This window comes from Frigidibacter sp. MR17.14 (assembly GCF_037095735.1).
Taxonomy (GTDB): Bacteria; Pseudomonadota; Alphaproteobacteria; order Rhodobacterales; family Rhodobacteraceae; genus Frigidibacter.
In genome coordinates, this window is record NZ_JBAWKD010000004.1 from 236,617 (window position 1) to 252,808 (window position 16,192).

At 68.7% G+C, this 16,192-nt stretch carries 17 protein-coding genes and 1 tRNA gene; 7 read left to right on the forward strand and 11 right to left on the reverse strand.

The window, feature by feature from the left end; all coding sequences use genetic code 11:
• The first annotated feature begins 108 nt into the window (after positions 1 to 108).
• Complete coding sequence (locus V8J36_RS13330; protein WP_336467787.1) at positions 109 to 909, forward strand: heme-dependent oxidative N-demethylase family protein; 801 nt, start codon at positions 109 to 111, stop codon at positions 907 to 909.
• 3 nt (positions 910 to 912) lie between these two features.
• On the opposite strand, the gene V8J36_RS13335 is transcribed toward V8J36_RS13330, so the two are convergent.
• From V8J36_RS13335 to V8J36_RS13345, 3 genes are all read right to left on the reverse strand, one after another.
• Positions 913 to 1,761, reverse strand: coding sequence for a hypothetical protein (locus V8J36_RS13335; RefSeq protein WP_336467788.1), 849 nt, complete (start codon positions 1,759 to 1,761; stop codon positions 913 to 915).
• A 184-nt stretch (positions 1,762 to 1,945) separates the two neighbouring features.
• Positions 1,946 to 3,352 (reverse strand): type I glutamate--ammonia ligase, encoded by a 1,407-nt coding sequence (glnA, locus tag V8J36_RS13340; RefSeq protein ID WP_336467789.1) that lies wholly within the window; start codon positions 3,350 to 3,352, stop codon positions 1,946 to 1,948.
• A 92-nt stretch (positions 3,353 to 3,444) separates the two neighbouring features.
• Positions 3,445 to 3,783 carry a P-II family nitrogen regulator gene (locus V8J36_RS13345; RefSeq protein ID WP_336467790.1) on the reverse strand — a complete coding sequence of 113 codons (339 nt, stop codon included), beginning with the start codon at positions 3,781 to 3,783 and terminating at the stop codon, positions 3,445 to 3,447.
• Positions 3,784 to 3,954: 171 nt separating this feature from the next.
• Here V8J36_RS13345 and V8J36_RS13350 point away from each other — a divergent pair, with 171 nt between their 5' ends.
• On the forward strand, positions 3,955 to 5,508 hold the full coding sequence (locus V8J36_RS13350; RefSeq protein ID WP_336467791.1) for an NAD(P)H-hydrate dehydratase: 1,554 nt from the start codon (positions 3,955 to 3,957) through the stop codon (positions 5,506 to 5,508).
• A 3-nt stretch (positions 5,509 to 5,511) separates the two neighbouring features.
• Here V8J36_RS13350 and V8J36_RS13355 read toward each other — a convergent pair whose 3' ends face one another.
• Complete coding sequence (locus tag V8J36_RS13355) at positions 5,512 to 5,982, reverse strand: Hint domain-containing protein (protein ID WP_336467792.1); 471 nt, start codon at positions 5,980 to 5,982, stop codon at positions 5,512 to 5,514.
• Positions 5,983 to 6,159: 177 nt separating this feature from the next.
• Between V8J36_RS13355 and V8J36_RS13360 the strand changes: the two genes are divergently transcribed.
• Positions 6,160 to 6,244 (forward strand) — tRNA-Leu (locus V8J36_RS13360).
• A gap of 19 nt (positions 6,245 to 6,263) precedes the next feature.
• Positions 6,264 to 7,598, forward strand: a complete 1,335-nt coding sequence (gene tig / locus V8J36_RS13365; protein ID WP_336467793.1) for a trigger factor — start codon at positions 6,264 to 6,266, stop codon at positions 7,596 to 7,598.
• A gap of 736 nt (positions 7,599 to 8,334) precedes the next feature.
• On the opposite strand, the gene V8J36_RS13370 is transcribed toward tig, so the two are convergent.
• The 4 genes from V8J36_RS13370 to rpsF all read right to left on the reverse strand — a co-directional run bounded on the left by V8J36_RS13370 (position 8,335) and on the right by rpsF (position 11,637).
• Positions 8,335 to 10,146 carry a YihY/virulence factor BrkB family protein gene (locus V8J36_RS13370; RefSeq protein ID WP_336467794.1) on the reverse strand — a complete coding sequence of 604 codons (1,812 nt, stop codon included), beginning with the start codon at positions 10,144 to 10,146 and terminating at the stop codon, positions 8,335 to 8,337.
• A 262-nt stretch (positions 10,147 to 10,408) separates the two neighbouring features.
• The gene (gene rplI, locus V8J36_RS13375) at positions 10,409 to 10,981 is read right to left on the reverse strand and encodes a 50S ribosomal protein L9 (protein ID WP_336467795.1); all 573 of its coding nucleotides are present in this window, start codon (positions 10,979 to 10,981) and stop codon (positions 10,409 to 10,411) included.
• 12 nt (positions 10,982 to 10,993) lie between these two features.
• The gene (gene rpsR, locus V8J36_RS13380) at positions 10,994 to 11,221 is read right to left on the reverse strand and encodes a 30S ribosomal protein S18 (RefSeq protein ID WP_336459492.1); all 228 of its coding nucleotides are present in this window, start codon (positions 11,219 to 11,221) and stop codon (positions 10,994 to 10,996) included.
• 29 nt (positions 11,222 to 11,250) lie between these two features.
• Positions 11,251 to 11,637: a 30S ribosomal protein S6 gene (rpsF, locus tag V8J36_RS13385; RefSeq protein ID WP_336467796.1), complete on the reverse strand. Its 387-nt coding sequence runs from the start codon at positions 11,635 to 11,637 to the stop codon at positions 11,251 to 11,253.
• A gap of 312 nt (positions 11,638 to 11,949) precedes the next feature.
• Here rpsF and V8J36_RS13390 point away from each other — a divergent pair, with 312 nt between their 5' ends.
• Positions 11,950 to 12,528, forward strand: a complete 579-nt coding sequence (locus tag V8J36_RS13390; protein WP_336467797.1) for a YceI family protein — start codon at positions 11,950 to 11,952, stop codon at positions 12,526 to 12,528.
• A 274-nt stretch (positions 12,529 to 12,802) separates the two neighbouring features.
• Here the strand turns inward: V8J36_RS13390 and V8J36_RS13395 are convergent, their stop codons facing one another.
• From V8J36_RS13395 to purB, 3 genes are all read right to left on the reverse strand, one after another.
• On the reverse strand, positions 12,803 to 13,882 hold the full coding sequence (locus V8J36_RS13395) for a flagellar motor switch protein FliG (protein ID WP_336467798.1): 1,080 nt from the start codon (positions 13,880 to 13,882) through the stop codon (positions 12,803 to 12,805).
• A 90-nt stretch (positions 13,883 to 13,972) separates the two neighbouring features.
• The gene (locus V8J36_RS13400) at positions 13,973 to 14,134 is read right to left on the reverse strand and encodes a hypothetical protein (protein WP_336467799.1); all 162 of its coding nucleotides are present in this window, start codon (positions 14,132 to 14,134) and stop codon (positions 13,973 to 13,975) included.
• Between the two features lie 112 nt (positions 14,135 to 14,246).
• A complete protein-coding gene (gene purB / locus V8J36_RS13405) occupies positions 14,247 to 15,554 on the reverse strand; it encodes an adenylosuccinate lyase (RefSeq protein WP_336467800.1) in 1,308 nt (435 codons plus the stop codon).
• Positions 15,555 to 15,716: 162 nt separating this feature from the next.
• Between purB and V8J36_RS13410 the strand changes: the two genes are divergently transcribed.
• Positions 15,717 to 15,947 (forward strand): type II toxin-antitoxin system Phd/YefM family antitoxin, encoded by a 231-nt coding sequence (locus V8J36_RS13410; protein WP_336467801.1) that lies wholly within the window; start codon positions 15,717 to 15,719, stop codon positions 15,945 to 15,947.
• 104 nt (positions 15,948 to 16,051) lie between these two features.
• A complete protein-coding gene (locus V8J36_RS13415) occupies positions 16,052 to 16,189 on the forward strand; it encodes a type II toxin-antitoxin system YoeB family toxin (protein WP_336467802.1) in 138 nt (45 codons plus the stop codon).
• The last annotated feature ends 3 nt before the right edge of the window (positions 16,190 to 16,192 follow it).

Below are 16,192 nucleotides of genomic sequence, written 5' to 3' on the forward strand. Positions count from 1 at the left end.
TGGGATTGGGCCAGCCTCGGGCGCGCGGCGGGGCGCTGCATCGCCGAAAGCGACATCGGCGGTCGCCCACCGGCTTTCGTCCGCGCTGCAGCGCGGCTTAGATGGGCCATGAGCTTCGAGATTCCCGTCATCCTGCAATCGGCGCTGCCCTTCGCGCCATGGGTCGATCCGCGCACGCGCAAGCTTCCGGGCACGATCCCGGTCGGCGGCGACGACTGGATCCAGATCGACGATGCCTATGCCGCGCAGATGGCGCTGCGCGACCGGCTGATCGCCGAGCGCCCGGACGCCGTGCTGGCGCTGGCCGAGCGGGCGCGCCCCGCGGCGGAAGAGCTGTGGGACATGCTGCTGCCGCTGCTGCCTGCGCTGGGGTTCCAGACAGGGCCCGATGCGGTCCGCCGTCCCGACGGGGTGACGGTGCCGCTCGACAGGGCGCGGCCGCTGGCGACGCTCGGGCGGCTGGTGCAGGAGGACCTCGTGCTGATGGACGAGGGCGAGGCGGGCGAGCATGTCTTCGCCGGCGCCGTGCTCTGCTTCCCGGCCGGCTGGAGCCTGTCCGAGAAGTTCGACCGCCCGATGATGCGCATCCACAGGCCGGTCGAGAAATACACCGAGGACGTCGGCAAGCGCGTGCAGCGGCTGATGGACGGCGTGCAGCCCGGGCGGCCGCTGTGCCGCGGCACGGCGCATCACACCAACTCGCGGCTCTTCAATCCCCGGACCGAGGCGATGGGCCGCGCGATCGACGCCGAACTGCCGTTCATCCGGGTCGAGCGGCAATGCCTCGTGCGGCTGCCGGTGACGCGGCTGGTACTGTTCTCGATCCACACCTACATCGTCCGCCCCGAGGCGCTGGATGCAGACCAGAGCGCGGCGCTGGCGGAGTTTCCGCTGCGCCACGCCGCCTGAGGGTCAGATCAGCGACAGGCCCTGCAGGCCCAGGCCCTGCGCCAGAAGGATCGCGCTGCCGGTCAGCGCCATCACCCGCGCGGTGACCTTCAGGTTCTCGCGCCCCAGCGCATTGTAGGTCAGCAGCGCCACCCCGATCGGCGTCGCCACCGCGCAAAGCGTGATGTTCATCGAATAGAGCGCCACGCGCTGCACGCGGTTCGGGCGCTGCTCTTCCTCGAGATAGAGCGCATCGCGGATCTGCGCGGCCTTCAGCACCTGCGGCGAGGGCAGGTCGGGCAGGTCGTTGGCGACCGTGGTCTTCACCTCGGGCGCCGGCGGCGGTGCGCTGCGCGTAGCCATCCGCGCCCGGGCGGCGCCGACGATCTCGGACAGGGGCCGCCCGACGGGCGAGGCCGTGGCCCCCGGGCCGGCGATGGTCGCCGGATCGACGCCATGCAGGCTGTCGAGCAGCGCCGGAAGCGTCTCGGGGGTCAGCGCGTCGGTCTCGATCCAGATCTCGGCCCCGGCCGGGGCGTCGCCGGCGATCCGCCGGGCCAGCAGCTCGCAGATGCCGCGGCGGGGGGCCGCGCTCTGGGCGTCGCCGGGCGCCGCTTCGGAACTGACGCCAAGCGTGATCGAGGCGAGGTGCCCGCCGGCATCGGCGCTGTCGCGCAGATGATAGGCCAGCGCGATCTCTGCGCCGTCCAGGGTGAAGCAGACGAAGCGGTCGGTGCTCCAGATCGCGGCGAAGTCCTCTTCGGCGCGCAGGGCAAGATCGTTGTGCAGGATTTCTGCGAGGGACTGGAACACGGGGTACAGGGGGCCAGCGTAGTGGAAGCTGGCGACGGTGGTACGCGCAGGGTTCTGCATGACCGCCTCTTGGTTCATTGGTCTTGGTTAAACAATTTATGCGGGTGGAATCGGACACCACCTTGCCGTGAATGTGGCGAAACTGCGGCTGCGCGAAGGTCCGCCTATGCGCATTTCGTGAAACAACCCTGCGGAAAATGAAAAGGGCGCCCGAAGGCGCCCTTTCCGAAAGCTCGTCCCGCGATCAGCAGGAGTAGTACATCTGGTACTCGATCGGGTGCGGCGTGTGCTCGTAGGCGTAGACTTCGTCCCACTTGAGGGCGATGTAGCCTTCCAGCATGTCCTTGGTGAACACGTCGCCGGCCAGCAGGAAGTCCATGTCGGCTTCGAGCGACTCGAGCGCCTCGCGGAGCGAACCGCAGACGGTCGGGATCTCGGCCAGTTCTTCCGGCGGCAGATCGTAGAGGTCCTTGTCCGAAGCCGGACCCGGATCGATCTTGTTCTTGATGCCGTCGAGGCCGGCCATCATCAGCGCGGCGAAGCACAGGTAGGGGTTCGCCGACGGATCGGGGAAGCGGGCTTCGACGCGTTTCGCCTTCGGCGATTCGGTCCACGGAATACGGACGCAGCCCGAGCGGTTGCGGGCCGAGTACGCGCGCAGAACCGGGGCCTCGAAGCCGGGGATCAGGCGCTTGTACGAGTTGGTCGACGGGTTCGTCAGGGCGTTCAGCGCCTTGGCGTGCTTCAGGATGCCACCGATGAAGTACAGGGCTTCCTGGCTCAGGTCGGCGTACTTGTCACCGGCGAAGAGCGGCTTGCCGTCCTTCCAGATCGACATGTTGACGTGCATGCCCGAGCCGTTGTCGCCCTTCATGGGCTTCGGCATGAACGTGACGGTCTTGCCGTAGGCATGGGCCACGTTGTGGATGACGTACTTGTACTTCTGGATGTTGTCGGCCTGCTCGACCAGACCGCCGAAGATCATGCCCAGCTCGTGCTGGCAGGTCGCGACCTCGTGGTGGTGCTTGTCGACGCGGATGCCCATGCGCTTCATGGTCGAGAGCATCTCGCCACGGATGTCCTGGGCCTCGTCGACCGGGTTCACCGGGAAGTAGCCGCCCTTGTGGCCGGCGCGATGGGCCATGTTGCCCATCTCGTATTCCTTGTCGGTGTTCCAGGCGGCCGCGTCGGCGTCGATCTGGTACGAGACCTTCGCCGGCGTCACCGAATAGCGCACGTCGTCGAAGAGGAAGAATTCGGCTTCGGGGCCGAAGTAGGCGGCATCGCCGATCCCCGAGGACTTCAGGTAGGCTTCCGCTTTCAGCGCGACCTGACGCGGGCAGCGGTCATAGGCCTCGTTGGTGTCCGGCTCGACGACGACGCAGTGCACGCACATGGTCTTTTCGGCGTAGAACGGGTCGATGTAGACCGAGGCCGCATCCGGGATCAGCTTCATGTCGGACTGGTCGATCGACTTCCAGCCGGCGATCGACGAACCGTCGAACATGAAGCCTTCTTCGAAGAAGTCCTCGTCGACGAGGTCCGAGACCAGCGTCACGTGCTGCAGCTTGCCACGCGGGTCCGTGAAGCGGATGTCGACATACTCGACCTCCTCGTCCTTCATCAGCTTGATGGCGTCCTTGATGCTCATTGCTGTTCCACCCTTTCGGTTGAGCAGTGGGGGCTGCGCCTTTGTCCGTTCTGGCGCCGGCAGCGGCCCGAAAAATTCATGCAGTCGGCGGGTCAGACGGCGTCGTCGCCGGTCTCGCCGGTGCGGATGCGGATAGCCTGTTCGACGGGCGAGATGAAGATCTTGCCGTCGCCGATCTTGTCGGTGCGCGCGGCCGAGATGATCGCATCCACGGCGGTCTCGACCATATCGTCGGACAGCACGACCTCGATCTTCACTTTCGGAAGGAAATCAACGACATATTCGGCGCCGCGGTAGAGTTCCGTATGGCCCTTCTGGCGCCCGAAACCCTTCACCTCGATCACCGAGAGCCCTTGGATCCCCGCTTCCTGCAGGGCTTCCTTCACCTCGTCGAGCTTGAAGGGCTTGATGATCGCTTCGATCTTTTTCATGTCAGCCCCGACTCCCCCGTCTTAATCCTTCGGCCATCCCTGACCACTTTCGGCACAGTGCCACAATTGGCTAGGGTGACAAGGCCCGATGCGGCAGTCGGAAATCCGTCGCCGATGTCAGAAAATAGGCGATGCGGTGAAAATATGGGCGAAGTGAAAACTATTCGGAAAATGCGGACCGAGCTGTTCACCTCTGCCCGGATGCGGGCGCTCGAGGCGCGCGAGATCGCCTCGGGGGCGGTCTCCGGCGACCGGCTGATGGAGCGGGCAGGGGCGGGCGTGGTGGCGGCGGTTCTGGCGCGCTGGCCGGATCTCGACCGGGCCGGTGCCCGGGCGCTGGTGCTGGCCGGGCCGGGCAACAACGGCGGCGATGGCTATGTCATCGCGCGGCTGCTGGCGGAGCGCGGCTGGGCGGTGACGCTGCGGGCGCTTGGCAACCCTGATCGGCTGTCGGGCGACGCCGCAACGATGCGCGCGCGCTGGACCGGGCAGGTGCTGGCGCTGCAGGACAGTCTCGACGGCGCGCCCGATCTGCCCGATCTGCCCGATCTGCCCGATCTGCCCGATCTGCCCGATCTGATCGTGGATGCGCTTTTCGGCACCGGCCTCTCGCGGCCCTTCACTGGGTATCCCGAACTGCAGTCGGCCGTTGCGGCCTGCGCGGCCTCCGAAACCGGCCCGCGCGTCGTCGCGGTCGATCTGCCCAGCGGCCTGTCCGCCGATACCGGCTGGGCGCCTGGCAGCGCGGCGGCGCCCGGTATGGCCGCGCATCTGACCGTGACCTTCCACGCGCCGAAACTGGGCCACTACATCGCGCAGGGTCCCGAAGCCTGCGGTGCGCTGGCGGTCGTCGACATTGGCCTGCCCGAGGCGCCGGGCGCGCCCGAAGCGCCGCGGCTGGCGATGCTCGCCCCCGGCCTGCAGAAGCGGTCGGGGCACAAGTTCAGCCACGGCCACGCGCTGGTGCTGGGCGGCCCGCCCGCGCAGGGCGGCGCCGCGCGGCTTGCGGCGCGGGCGGCGCTCAGGACCGGGGCGGGGCTGGTGACGATCGCCTGCCCCGAGGCCGCGCTGCCGGAAAACGCGGCGCGGCTCGACGCGGTGATGCTGCGCGGGCTTGGAGACGACGAGCCGGCGGCGCTGGCCGCGCTTCTGGACGACCCGCGGATCTCTGCGCTGTGCCTTGGGCCGGGGCTCGGGGTCGACCGCGCCTCGGCGCTGCTGCAGGTGGCACTGGGGGCCGGGCGCGCGATGGTGCTCGATGCCGACGCGCTGACTGCGCTTGCGCAGGCGCCGCAGCTTGCCGCGCGGCTGACACCGCAGGTCGTGCTGACCCCGCATGGCGGCGAATTCGCGCGGCTCGTGCCGGATCTGCCGCAGGCGCTGACGACGGGGCAACTGTCGCGGGTCGAGGCCGCGGCGCAGGCCTCGGCACGGCTTGGCGCGGTCCTGCTGCTGAAGGGGCCTGACACGGTGATCGCCGCGCCCTCGGGCGAGGTGGTCGTGGCGGCCGCGGTCTACGAGGATGCCGCGCCCTGGCTTGCGACGGCGGGGGCGGGCGATGTGCTGACCGGGATCACCGCGGGGCTGCTTGCGCGCGGCTTCGCGCCCTTCGCCGCGGCCGAGACCGCGGCGCTGCTGCATGCCGCCGCCGCGCGCGCCTTCGGGCCGGGCCTGATCGCAGAGGATCTGCCAGAGATGCTGCCGAAGGTTCTGGCCGCGCTATGAACCTCAGGCCTCGACCCGGGCGCGGGCGCAGGCCACTTCCAGCCCTTCGACATAGACGACCTCGTCGCCGTCGAACTCCAGCGTGAAGACCGTCGCCTCGCCCTCGACCGGGGCGATGGCCAGGCCATCGGCCAGCCGCTCGACCGGAACCACCGCGGACGGGGCCCCGTAAAGTGCCTGCGCACGCCAGTCGCGGATCAGAAGGCCGGTGCCGGCCGCCAGCCGGATCTCGGCCTCGGGGCGGTCGCCGCCCAAGGTGTGCGGCACCACGCGGTAAAGGCCCGAGGTCACCCGCCGCGACGAGACCGCGCGCAGCACGCGGGCGCCCGATCGCGTGATGACCCTGTCGCCCGGCGACAGGTATTCGACCGGCAACTCGCCCTCCAGCGTCAGCACGCCGGAGCCTAGCGTGATCCCGCCGTCCGTCCCGGTCCCGATACGGTCCAGGGGTCGCGCGCGGCTGTCCTGCGTCATGGTGCTGCCCTCGAAATCTGCTGCCTCGATTTTTTCCGGCAGAATGTGGCAAGAATTGGCTAATCGCGAGAGTTTTCGGGGGCGCTTTTTCCTCTCGCATCACCGCCAGAGTGTTGCTAGAACGGCGCGGATTTTCGGGGGGCGGCGGCTTCGGGCGCCGGGCCCCCGCGGATGTGCGCGGGTGTGGCGGAACTGGTAGACGCACCAGATTTAGGTTCTGGCGCCGCAAGGCGTGGGGGTTCGAGTCCCTTCACCCGCACCAGAGGATAAAGGACGACAGAATGCAGGTCACCGAGACCCTGAAAGAAGGCCTCAAGCGCGGTTACACCATCACGGTGCCGGCCGCCGAGCTCGAAGCCAAGGTCAACGAGAAACTCGTCGAGGCCCAGCCCGAGATCGAGATGAAGGGCTTCCGCAAGGGCAAGGTGCCGATGGCGCTGCTGAAGAAGCAGTTCGGTCAGCGCATCCTGGGCGAAGCCATGCAGGACGCCATCGACGGCGCGATGAAGGACCATTTCGAGAAGACCGGCGACCGCCCGGCGCTTCAGCCGAAGGTCGAGATGCAGGACGGCGAGACCTGGAAGGAAGGCGACGACGTCGTGGTCAACCTGACCTATGACGCGCTGCCCGAGATCCCCGAGGTCGACACCTCGGCCGTGACGCTCGAGAAGCTGGTGGTCAAGGCCGACGAGGCCGCGGTGACCGAGGCGCTGGAAAACCTCGCGAAGTCGTCGCAGAACTTCGAAAGCCGCAAGAAGGGCACCAAGTCGAAGGACGGCGATCAGGTCGTCATCGACTTCGAGGGCTTCGTCGACGGCGAGGCCTTCGAGGGCGGCAAGGGCGAGGACTACCCGCTCGTGCTCGGCTCGGGCTCGTTCATCCCGGGCTTCGAAGACCAGCTGACCGGTGCCAAGGCCGGTGAAGAGGTCGAGGTCAAGGTGACCTTCCCCGAGGAATACGGCGCCGCCCACCTCGCCGGCAAGGAAGCCCTGTTCAAGACCACCGTCAAGGACGTGAAGGCCCCGAAACCGGCCGAGATCGACGACGAGCTGGCCAAGAAGTTCGGCGCCGACGACCTCGAGGGCCTGAAGGGCCAGATCTCGGGCCGTCTGGAATCGGAATACGCCGGTGCCTCGCGCGCGGTGATGAAGCGGGCGCTGCTCGACCAGCTCGACGGGCTCGTCTCGTTCGACCTGCCGGAAGCGCTGGTCGAGGCGGAAGCCAACCAGATCGCCCACCAGTTGTGGCACGAGGAAAACCCCCACGTCCACGGCCATGACCATGGCAACATCGAGGTCTCGGACGAGCACAAGAAGCTGGCCGAGCGTCGCGTGCGCCTTGGCCTGCTGCTGGCCGAGATGGGCCGCAAGGCCGAGATCGAGGTCACCGATGCCGAGATGACCCAGGCGGTTCTCGCCCAGGCCCGCCAGTACCCGGGCCAGGAGCGCGCCTTCTTCGAGTTCGTCCAGAAGAACCCGCAGATGCAGCAGCAGCTGCGCGCGCCGATCTTCGAGGACAAGGTCGTCGACCACATCGTCTCGGGCGCCAAGGTCTCCGAGAAGGAAGTCTCGAAGGACGAGCTGCAGAAGGCCATCGAGGCCCTCGACGAGCTCTGATCCCCTCGGGATCGCAGGACAGGCGGGCCGCTCCGAAAGGGGCGGCCCGTTTCCGTTTGCCGGGTTGGCCAGAGCGGGGCAGCCGGCGCGGGGCCCGGCCCGGCGGCGCCCGCGACCCGCGACCGCCGCCGTGGCGAGCGCGCGGGCAAGCCTCGCCCCGCCGGCCGGCAAGGCCGCCGGAGCCACTTCATCGGGTCCGGGGATTGAAGCAGATTTGGTTGAAGGGGCTCTAGAACACGGCCCCGCGGCGCGCGATGTCCAGCGTCGCGTCCGCACCCGGGTAGGACGACAAACCCGGGATCCAGCCGCCGCCCGACGCGATCGAGTCATTGCCAGCCTGCACTGCACGGACCGGCCTGCTGCCGGCGTTTTGGCCGGCCAGACTTTAGCCTGCCCTGTCATTGCCACCGGTGACCGGGGCCATGCGCAGCCCGGGCCGCGAGACGCCGGCGCAGGCCGACGAACCTGGGGGCGGGTCGGCCGGCGAGGGTGCGCATGACCTCCGAAGCCCCCTTCGTCGGTGCCGCTGATGTCGATGCGCGGCAACGCGATGAGGGCACAGGGGGCAGGACTGACGGATAGCCGAACCTGCGGCAAGCGTACCGCGCCGCCGGAGGGTGGCGGCGCAGTCAGCAGGTCGACTAACGGCCGGCGCGCGAAAACGCTTCACCGAAAGTCCGGGGCGATGCACCCCGACGGCTTGGAGGGGCCTTCGCCTCAGCTGGCGCAGGCGCGCCTACTCGCCCAGCGTATCGGCCGAGAACGCCCCGCGCGCGCCCATCGGCTGCGGCCTGCCGGTGGTGGTGTCGCGGGCGGTCTGACGCTCGGCCTCGGAATTGATCTCGGCCCCCAGCAGCACCACCGCTGCCGCGATCCAGGCCCACATCATCAGCGCCACCACCGCGCCCAGCGAGCCATAGGTGGCGTCGTAGGACGCGAAATTCGCGGTGTAGAACGAGAACCCCGCCGAGGCCGCGATCAGCAGCGCCGCCGCGGTCAGCGCCCCCGGCGAGACCCAGCGCCACTTGGCGTCCTCGCGCGACGGGCCGAAGCGGTAGAGCACGCTCAGCACGAACAGCAGCAGCCCCAGCATCGCTGGCCAGCGCAGCACCAGCATGATCCGGTCGGTGGCGAAGGTCGTGGGCAGCCGTGCCAGCACCGAAGGCAGCGCCGCCGACAGGCCCAGAAGCAGGATCACCATGCCGATCCCGCCGATGGTCATCGTCAACGACCAGGCGTTCAGCTGCAGGAAGCTGCGCCGCTCGCGCTCGCCATAGGCGACGTTCAGCGCCTCGATCATCGCCTTCATCCCGCCGTTTGCCGTCCAGAGCGCCAGCGCCAGGCCGAAGACGGTGGCGAAGGTCAGCGTCGCCGGGTCGGTGGCCAGCAGCGCGTCCAGCTGGATGCGGATCAGCTCGATCGCGGAGGGGGGCAGCAGATAGTCGAGCTGCGCTAGGTTCGCCAGAACGATGGCCCGGTCGGCAAACAGTCCGAAGACCGACACCAGCGCGGTGATCGCCGGGAACAGCGACAACAGGGCGTAGAAGGCGACGCCCGCGGCCACCGCCAGCACCCGGTCCTCCCAGATCTGGTCCCATGTGCGGGCGGCGATGCGTCTCCAGCCCCCGGCGGGGATCGCGGCCGGGCTCTCGGCGGCGCGACCCGCGGCGGCGGCCGTGGGGGTGACGGGGGGAACCGCGCCCGCGCCGACGCCCTCGGCCCGCGGTGCGGCGGTCGGATGGGTTCCGGACAGGCTGTCGGGCGGCAGCATCCCGCGGACGAGGCCGGCGCCGAAGACCAGCGTCTTCAGCGCTTTCGGCGGCTCCTGATGGGCGGGCCAGTGATGGGCCAGCGCCTCGACCCAAGCTGTGATCGCGGCGATCTCTGCCAACGGATCGCGCCGCGCGGCAGCCGGCGGCTCCGCCGCCGCGGTCGTCCCCGTCGCCATGGTCGCCAGCCGCAGCTTCAGCGCCGCGACCTCGGCCGCGATCACGGCAAGCTCGGCCTCGAGCACGCTCGGATCAGGCGCCGCCAGCGTCGGCTCCATCTCTGGCCCCAGTGCTGGCCCCGGCGTCTGATCGGGACCGGGATCCGGCATCGGACCGGGCAGCGGGCCGGGCCCCGGATCCGGCATCGGGTCGGGCAGGGGCATCGGCGGAAGGTCCCCCGGGGGCGCTCCGGGCGGTGCGTCGGGCGGCATCGGCACCCCCGCGGCGGCCCGGGCCGCGTCGATCTCGTGCAGCAGCGCATCGATCCCCGCAAGTTCGGCCGCCAGCGCGGTCGACAGCGTCTCTTCGGCCGCCTCGATCTCGGCGGCGGTCGCTGTGGGGGGCGGCGGCGGTTCGGGCAGCGGCGGTGCCGGTGCCGGATCGGGCGGGATCGGGTCGCCCGGGGCGGGCGCCGGCGGGTCGCCGGCCCGCATCGCGCCGTCGTCCGTACGTGCGTCGCCGTCCTTGCCGTCCTTCATCGCCGCCGCCAGCCTTTCCAGCGCCACGATATCGGCCTCGAGGGCCGCGCCGCGGCGCGCTTCGGTTCCGGTCACTGTCATCAGGCGTTTCTCCCCGTGGTCCACCGGGGCAACGTCCTGTCGGCGCTGATGTTCCCCCCGACCGGGTCCCGAAGCAAGCCCCCGAAGCAAGCCCCGTCGTCCGCGCGGGCCATGCGGCAGGGGCACCCGGGCCGGGGGGGCGCGGGGGGCCACGCTGGCCCCCCGACCCTGTTCAAAACCGCCCGACCGAAACTGCAAGGGCCGCCCCTTTCGGAGCGGCCCCGCCTGTCGAAGGATCCCGGCCTCGCGACCGGGAGATCGATCACTCGTCGTCGCCGGCGGCGCCGCCGATGTCGTCGAACAGTTCCGAGATCTCGAACTCGGCGGCGGCTTCTTCTTCCGCAGCCAGTTCCTGGATCGACTTGCCCGAGGCCTGCAGTTCGGCTTCCTCGGTCGAACGCGCGACGTTGACGGTCACGTGCGACGTGACTTCCGGATGCAGCACGACGGTGACGTCATGCAGGCCCAGGTCCTTGATCGGCTTGACCAGCACGACCTGCTTGCGGTCGACGGTGAAGCCGGCGTCCGCGGCGACCTCGGCGATGTCACGCGGGGTGACCGAGCCGTAGAGGGCGCCGGCGTCCGAGGCCGAGCGGATGACGATGAACGACTGGCCGTCGAGCTTCTCGGCCAGGGCTTCGGCTTCCTTCTTGGTCTCGAGGTTGTTGGCCTCGAGCTGGGCCTTGCGGCCTTCGAAGGATTTGATGTTGGCTTCCGAGGCGCGCAGCGCCTTGCCTTGCGGCAGCAGGAAGTTGCGCGCGTAGCCGTCCTTGACGTTGACGACTTCGCCCATCTGGCCAAGCTTGGCCACGCGTTCGAGCAGGATCACTTGCATCTGCGTTGCTCCTTACTTGACGGCGTAGGGCAGCAGGGCGAGGAACCGGGCGCGCTTGATCGCCTGGGCGAGCTTGCGCTGGTTCTTGGCCGAGACCGCGGTGATGCGGGCGGGAACGATCTTGCCGCGCTCGGAGATGTAGCGCTGCAGAAGGCGGACGTCCTTGTAGTCGATCTTCGGCGCGTTATCGCCCCCGAACGGATCGACCTTGCGACGACGGAAGAAGGGTTTGCTGGCCATGGTTTATGGTCCTTAACTGAAGCCGAAGATCAACGACGCTCGCGACGGTCGCCATCGCGACGGTCGCCACGGTCACCACGCTCGCTCCGCTCGTCGCGGCGCTGCATCTGGACCGAGGGGCCTTCCTCGTGGGCGTCGACCTTGACGGTCAGCACGCGCATGACGTCGTCGTGCAGACGGGCGAGACGCTCCATCTCCAGCACGGCGGCCGAGGGGGCCTCCGAACGCAGATAGGCGTAGTGGCCCTTGCGGTTCTTGTTGATCTTGTAGGCCATCGTCTTCACACCCCAGTATTCCGAGGTGACGACCTTGCCGCCGTTGTCGGCGAGAACGGTCGAGAAATGTTCGACGAGGCCTTCGGCCTGCGCGTTGGACAGGTCCTGACGCGCGATGAGGACATGCTCGTAAAGCGGCATGAACGCTCCTATGTCTCTGCGCACTTCATAGGCGGGATGACCTTCCGCTCCCGCCACGAGAGGATACGCCGGTTTCAAGAACGCGGCGGAAGGACTGCGGCCTTATACACGCGCGGGCCCGTGGCGCAACCGGATTCCCGCCACGCGGGGCAGCAGTGCGGTCACCTTCGCGCGGGCGCCGGGCCCCCTTCGCCTGACGCGAAGGTGTCTTCGCAAAGGCGCACATATTCTGTGGATGCCTAAGGAATTGTGCGGATCGGTCAGAGCGGTCAGCTTTCCGCCATCGCAATCCCCTCCCAGGAGCTGATCCCCATGACCCTCCGCGCCCTCGCCGCCGGCCTCGCCCTGTCGCTCGCCGCGACCGCCGCCTTCGCCGCCCCCGAGAAATACGTCCTCGACAACACCCATACCCAGATCGTCTTCCACTACGATCACCTCGGCTTCTCGACCGGTTACGGCATGTTCGCGGGCTTCGACGGCGAGATCACCTTCGACCAGGAAGAGCCGACCGCCTCGTCGGTGACCGTGTCCTTCCCGATCACCTCGCTGATCACCGGCATCGACGCCCGGACCGAGCATTTCCTGTCGCCCGACTTCTTCGGCAAGTCCGAGAACAAGACCGTCACCTTCACCTCGACCGCGATCGAAGTAACTGGCGAGAAGACCGCCAAGATCACCGGCGACCTCACCCTGAATGGTGTCACCAAGCCGGTGGTTCTGGATGCGGCACTGACCAAGGCCGACACCCACCCGATGGCGAACAAGCCCTGGGCGGGCTTCACCGCGACGACCGTCGTCAAGCGCAGCGACTTCGACCTTGGCATGTTCGTCCCCTATGTCGGCGACGACGTGACCGTCGAGATCTCGATCGAGGCGATGAAGGCCGAGTGACCCTCGTCTGAACCGGTCTCCAGCGGCGTCGGGCACCCCCCGGCGCCGTTCGCGTTTCGCGGCCGGCGTTTCGACGCCGTTCTTTCCACGCCTTCGCTGCGCCGGGTCCGGTCGCCGAGACGGGGCGGAGTGCCGCGCCGGACCCGAGGTAAGGGCGGGCGACGGCCCGCGCGCCGTTTCGGTCCCGCCTTTTCTGCGCCTTCGCTGCGCCGGGCCCCGTCGCCGCGACGGGCACGATCGGCGCCCCGGCATCGGCGGCGGAGCGGGCGGCCGCTCAGCCTTCGTCGGCGGCGATCAGGAACAGCTCGCCCCGGTCCTCCAGCCCCCGGATCGCGGCGACGACGCTGCCATAGGCGGCTTCGAGGTCCTTGGCCTTGGGCTGGACCGACTGCGCCTCTTCGCGGATCGACTGCGCCATGCGCTGCGACATGTTGGACAGGATGTACTCGGCGGCCTCGCGGTCCGGGCCCTGCGCGCCGGCGACGATGATGACCAGCTGCGCGGCCTCGATCCCCTTGACCACCTTCGGAATGTCGCGCCCCTCGATCCGCTTCGGGATGTTGGCGAAGGTGAAGATCGCCTTGCGCACTTCATTGGCGAAGTCCTGATCGGTCTCGTCGAGCCCGGCCAGCACATCCTCGCGCGTGGCGGCCTTCGACTGGTTCAGGATCGCGCCCACCCGCTGCACCGGCCCGTCGGCGAAGGCCTTCGGCGGTTCCGCATCCAGCTGCGCGGCCAGCGACTGGCCGATGCGCAGCACGGTGTCGGGGTCGATGTTGCCGGTGAGCGAGACGGCATAGGCAATGCGCCGCGCCCGGTCGCCCGGCAGCCGTTCCAGCAGCTGCGCGGCCTTCGCCACCGACAGCTTCGACAGCAGCACCGCCCCGATCTCGATGCTTTCCTCGTTCAGCACCGGCAGCAGCCGGTCGGGTTCCAGACCCGCGATCCGCTGCCAGGGATCGCCGCGCTGCGTGGCCCCGGCGATCCGCCGCAGCCGGCTGGCGGTGCCGGCCGACAGGTGCCGGCCCAGCAGGTCCAGCGCCCCGGTCAGCCCGTCGGGGAAGGACAGACCGATCGCCTCGACCCCTTCGATGAACTCGGCGACCACGGCGTCCAGCGTCTCGCGGTCGACAGAGCGCATGGTGCCGATCTGTTCGGTCAGGATGCCCTGCAGATCCTCGGGCAGGTCGGCCAGCGGCACGTCCGCCCCTTCCTGCAGCAGCAGCCGCACGATGATCGCGGCCTTTTCGCGGCCGCTCAGGCGCTTCGGGCCCGACAGGCGGCCGGTCAGACCGATGTCGCGGCCAAAGCCAAGCTCGCCGCCCCGCGGGGCGAAGGGTGTCAGATCGGCCATGTCCCGTGTTCCGCCTCAGCCAGCCGGTGCGGGCCGGTCGCGGCGGCCCGGCGCCAGAATGCGGGGCCGGGGGTTAAGACGGGCTTGAGATCAGCTGGTGGTGGCGACGCAGGTCTTGGTCGCCTCGTCCCAGACCGTGCCCTGCGCACAGCTCATCGCGGCCTGGCTGTTGCAGCCGGGCGAGGCGAGCACGGCGGTCGGAAGCAGGGCCAGAAGGATCAGGGCAGGGACGGTCACGGCGCGCTGGGTCATCGGGGTCTCTCCTGACGGGTGAAGCTTCCCCTAGGGAAGCATCCCCCGCCGAGTCCCGCCAAATCACGCGGCCGTGACCGGCCGCGTGGATCGGTTCCGCAGGTCGGGCAGGTCAGGCCTTGCCGAAAACGCGGGCGAAGATCGTGTCGACATGCTTGGTGTGGTAGTCCATGTCAAACTTGGCGTTGATCCCGTCCTCGCCCAGTGCCGCCACGACCTCCTTGTCGGCCAGCAGCAGCGTGCGGAAATCGAGCCGCTCTTCCCAGACCTTAAGCGCGTTGCGCTGCACCATCGAATAGGCGTCCTCGCGGCTGACACCGGCCTGCGTCAGCGCCAGCAGCACGCGCTGCGACATCACCAGCCCGGGGAACTTGTTCATGTTGTCGAGCATGTTCTGCGGGAAGATCAGCATCTTCTCGACCACGCCCGCCAGCCGGTTCAGCGCGAAATCCAGCGTGATCGTGGCATCGGGCGCGATCCCGCGCTCGACCGAGGAGTGCGAGATGTCGCGCTCGTGCCAAAGCGCCACGTTCTCCATCGCCGGGATCACCGTCATCCGCACGAGGCGGGCGAGGCCGGTCAGGTTCTCGGTCAGCACCGGGTTCTTCTTGTGCGGCATCGCCGACGAGCCCTTCTGGCCCATCGAGAAGAATTCCGCGCCTTCCAGCACTTCGGTGCGCTGCATGTGGCGGATCTCGATCGCGACGTTCTCGATGCTGCTGGCAATGACGCCCAGCACCGCGAAGAACATCGCGTGGCGGTCGCGCGGGATGACTTGCGTCGAGATCGGCTCGGGCGTCAGGCCCAGCTTGGCGCAGACATGCTCTTCGACGCGCGGGTCGATGTTGGCGAAGGTGCCGACCGCGCCCGAGATCGCGCCGGTCGCGATTTCCGCGCGCGCCGCCTGCAGGCGGGCCTTGTTGCGGTCCATCTCGGCATAGAAGCGGGCGAAGGTCAGGCCCATCGTCGTCGGCTCGGCATGGATGCCGTGGCTGCGGCCGACGCGGACGGTCATCTTGTGCTCGAAGGCGCGGGTCTTCAGCGCGGCCAGCACCCGGTCCATGTCGGCCAAGAGGATGTCGGCGGCGCGGACCAGCTGCACGTTCAGGCAGGTGTCCAACACGTCGGACGAGGTCATGCCCTGATGGACGAAGCGCGCCTCTTCCGAGCCCACGTGTTCGGCCAGATGGGTGAGGAAGGCGATGACGTCATGCTTGGTGACGGCCTCGATCTCGTCGATGCGGTCGACGTCGAAGTTCACGTCCTTCGCCTTCCAGACGGCCTCGGCGTTCTCGCGCGGGATCACGCCCAGGTCGGCCTGCGCGTCGCAGGCATGGGCCTCGATCTCGTACCAGATCTTGAACTTGGTCTCGGGCGACCAGATGGCGACCATCTCGGGGCGGGCATAGCGCGGGATCATCGGGGCCTCGGGCTTGATGTGCGAAGGATCGCGCGCCTCTTAGACCGCACCGGGGCAGGTCGCAAGCGCTGCGCATCCCCAAGAGACGGCACCTCTGCGCATCGGGCCTGATCCGCAAGCGAAGTTGCGGAACCCTGAGCCCTGGAACAGGAGGGTCACCGGATGCGGACCATGACCGAGGACGAACTCCACGCGCAGCTGGATCGGGTGATCGACCGCGCGGTCGAGGATCACGAGGAAACCCTGGTGACACGCGATGGGCAAGAGGCTGTGGTCATCGTCTCGAAGGCCGATTGGGACGGGATCCAGACCACGCTACACCTGCTGTCCTCACCCGCCAATGCCGCGCGCCTGCTGGCCTCGATCGCCGAGCTGCAGACTGGGCGTGCGTGAGGCGTAGGGGCGCACCTTCCATGCAGAGATCCGTCCATGACCGGTATGGCGCAGGTGATCCTACGACATGCGCTTGGCAGGACAGGCCGACCAAGCGGAACGCCATGGCCGAGACCCCGCGCGGCGACCTGTCGGGTTGGTGGTTACGGCGGATCACGTCAGAGCACCGGCTGGTCTACCGCGTGACAGGGGCCGGCGCGGCACAGGCGCTGGAGATCGCGCAGTGCCGCTACCACTATTGATCC

Excerpts from the sequence above, each read along its gene's own strand:
- V8J36_RS13330 (WP_336467787.1), top strand. The coding sequence starts at position 109 with ATGAGCTTCGAGATTCCCGTCATCCTGCAATCGGCGCTGCCCTTCGCG.
- V8J36_RS13335 (WP_336467788.1), bottom strand. The coding sequence starts at position 1,761 with ATGCAGAACCCTGCGCGTACCACCGTCGCCAGCTTCCACTACGCTGGC.
- glnA (WP_336467789.1), bottom strand. The coding sequence starts at position 3,352 with ATGAGCATCAAGGACGCCATCAAGCTGATGAAGGACGAGGAGGTCGAG.
- V8J36_RS13345 (WP_336467790.1), bottom strand. The coding sequence starts at position 3,783 with ATGAAAAAGATCGAAGCGATCATCAAGCCCTTCAAGCTCGACGAGGTG.
- V8J36_RS13350 (WP_336467791.1), top strand. The coding sequence starts at position 3,955 with ATGCGGACCGAGCTGTTCACCTCTGCCCGGATGCGGGCGCTCGAGGCG.
- V8J36_RS13355 (WP_336467792.1), bottom strand. The coding sequence starts at position 5,982 with ATGACGCAGGACAGCCGCGCGCGACCCCTGGACCGTATCGGGACCGGG.
- tig (WP_336467793.1), top strand. The coding sequence starts at position 6,264 with ATGCAGGTCACCGAGACCCTGAAAGAAGGCCTCAAGCGCGGTTACACC.
- V8J36_RS13370 (WP_336467794.1), bottom strand. The coding sequence starts at position 10,146 with ATGACAGTGACCGGAACCGAAGCGCGCCGCGGCGCGGCCCTCGAGGCC.
- rplI (WP_336467795.1), bottom strand. The coding sequence starts at position 10,981 with ATGCAAGTGATCCTGCTCGAACGCGTGGCCAAGCTTGGCCAGATGGGC.
- rpsR (WP_336459492.1), bottom strand. The coding sequence starts at position 11,221 with ATGGCCAGCAAACCCTTCTTCCGTCGTCGCAAGGTCGATCCGTTCGGG.
- rpsF (WP_336467796.1), bottom strand. The coding sequence starts at position 11,637 with ATGCCGCTTTACGAGCATGTCCTCATCGCGCGTCAGGACCTGTCCAAC.
- V8J36_RS13390 (WP_336467797.1), top strand. The coding sequence starts at position 11,950 with ATGACCCTCCGCGCCCTCGCCGCCGGCCTCGCCCTGTCGCTCGCCGCG.
- V8J36_RS13395 (WP_336467798.1), bottom strand. The coding sequence starts at position 13,882 with ATGGCCGATCTGACACCCTTCGCCCCGCGGGGCGGCGAGCTTGGCTTT.
- V8J36_RS13400 (WP_336467799.1), bottom strand. The coding sequence starts at position 14,134 with ATGACCCAGCGCGCCGTGACCGTCCCTGCCCTGATCCTTCTGGCCCTG.
- purB (WP_336467800.1), bottom strand. The coding sequence starts at position 15,554 with ATGATCCCGCGCTATGCCCGCCCCGAGATGGTCGCCATCTGGTCGCCC.
- V8J36_RS13410 (WP_336467801.1), top strand. The coding sequence starts at position 15,717 with ATGCGGACCATGACCGAGGACGAACTCCACGCGCAGCTGGATCGGGTG.
- V8J36_RS13415 (WP_336467802.1), top strand. The coding sequence starts at position 16,052 with ATGGCCGAGACCCCGCGCGGCGACCTGTCGGGTTGGTGGTTACGGCGG.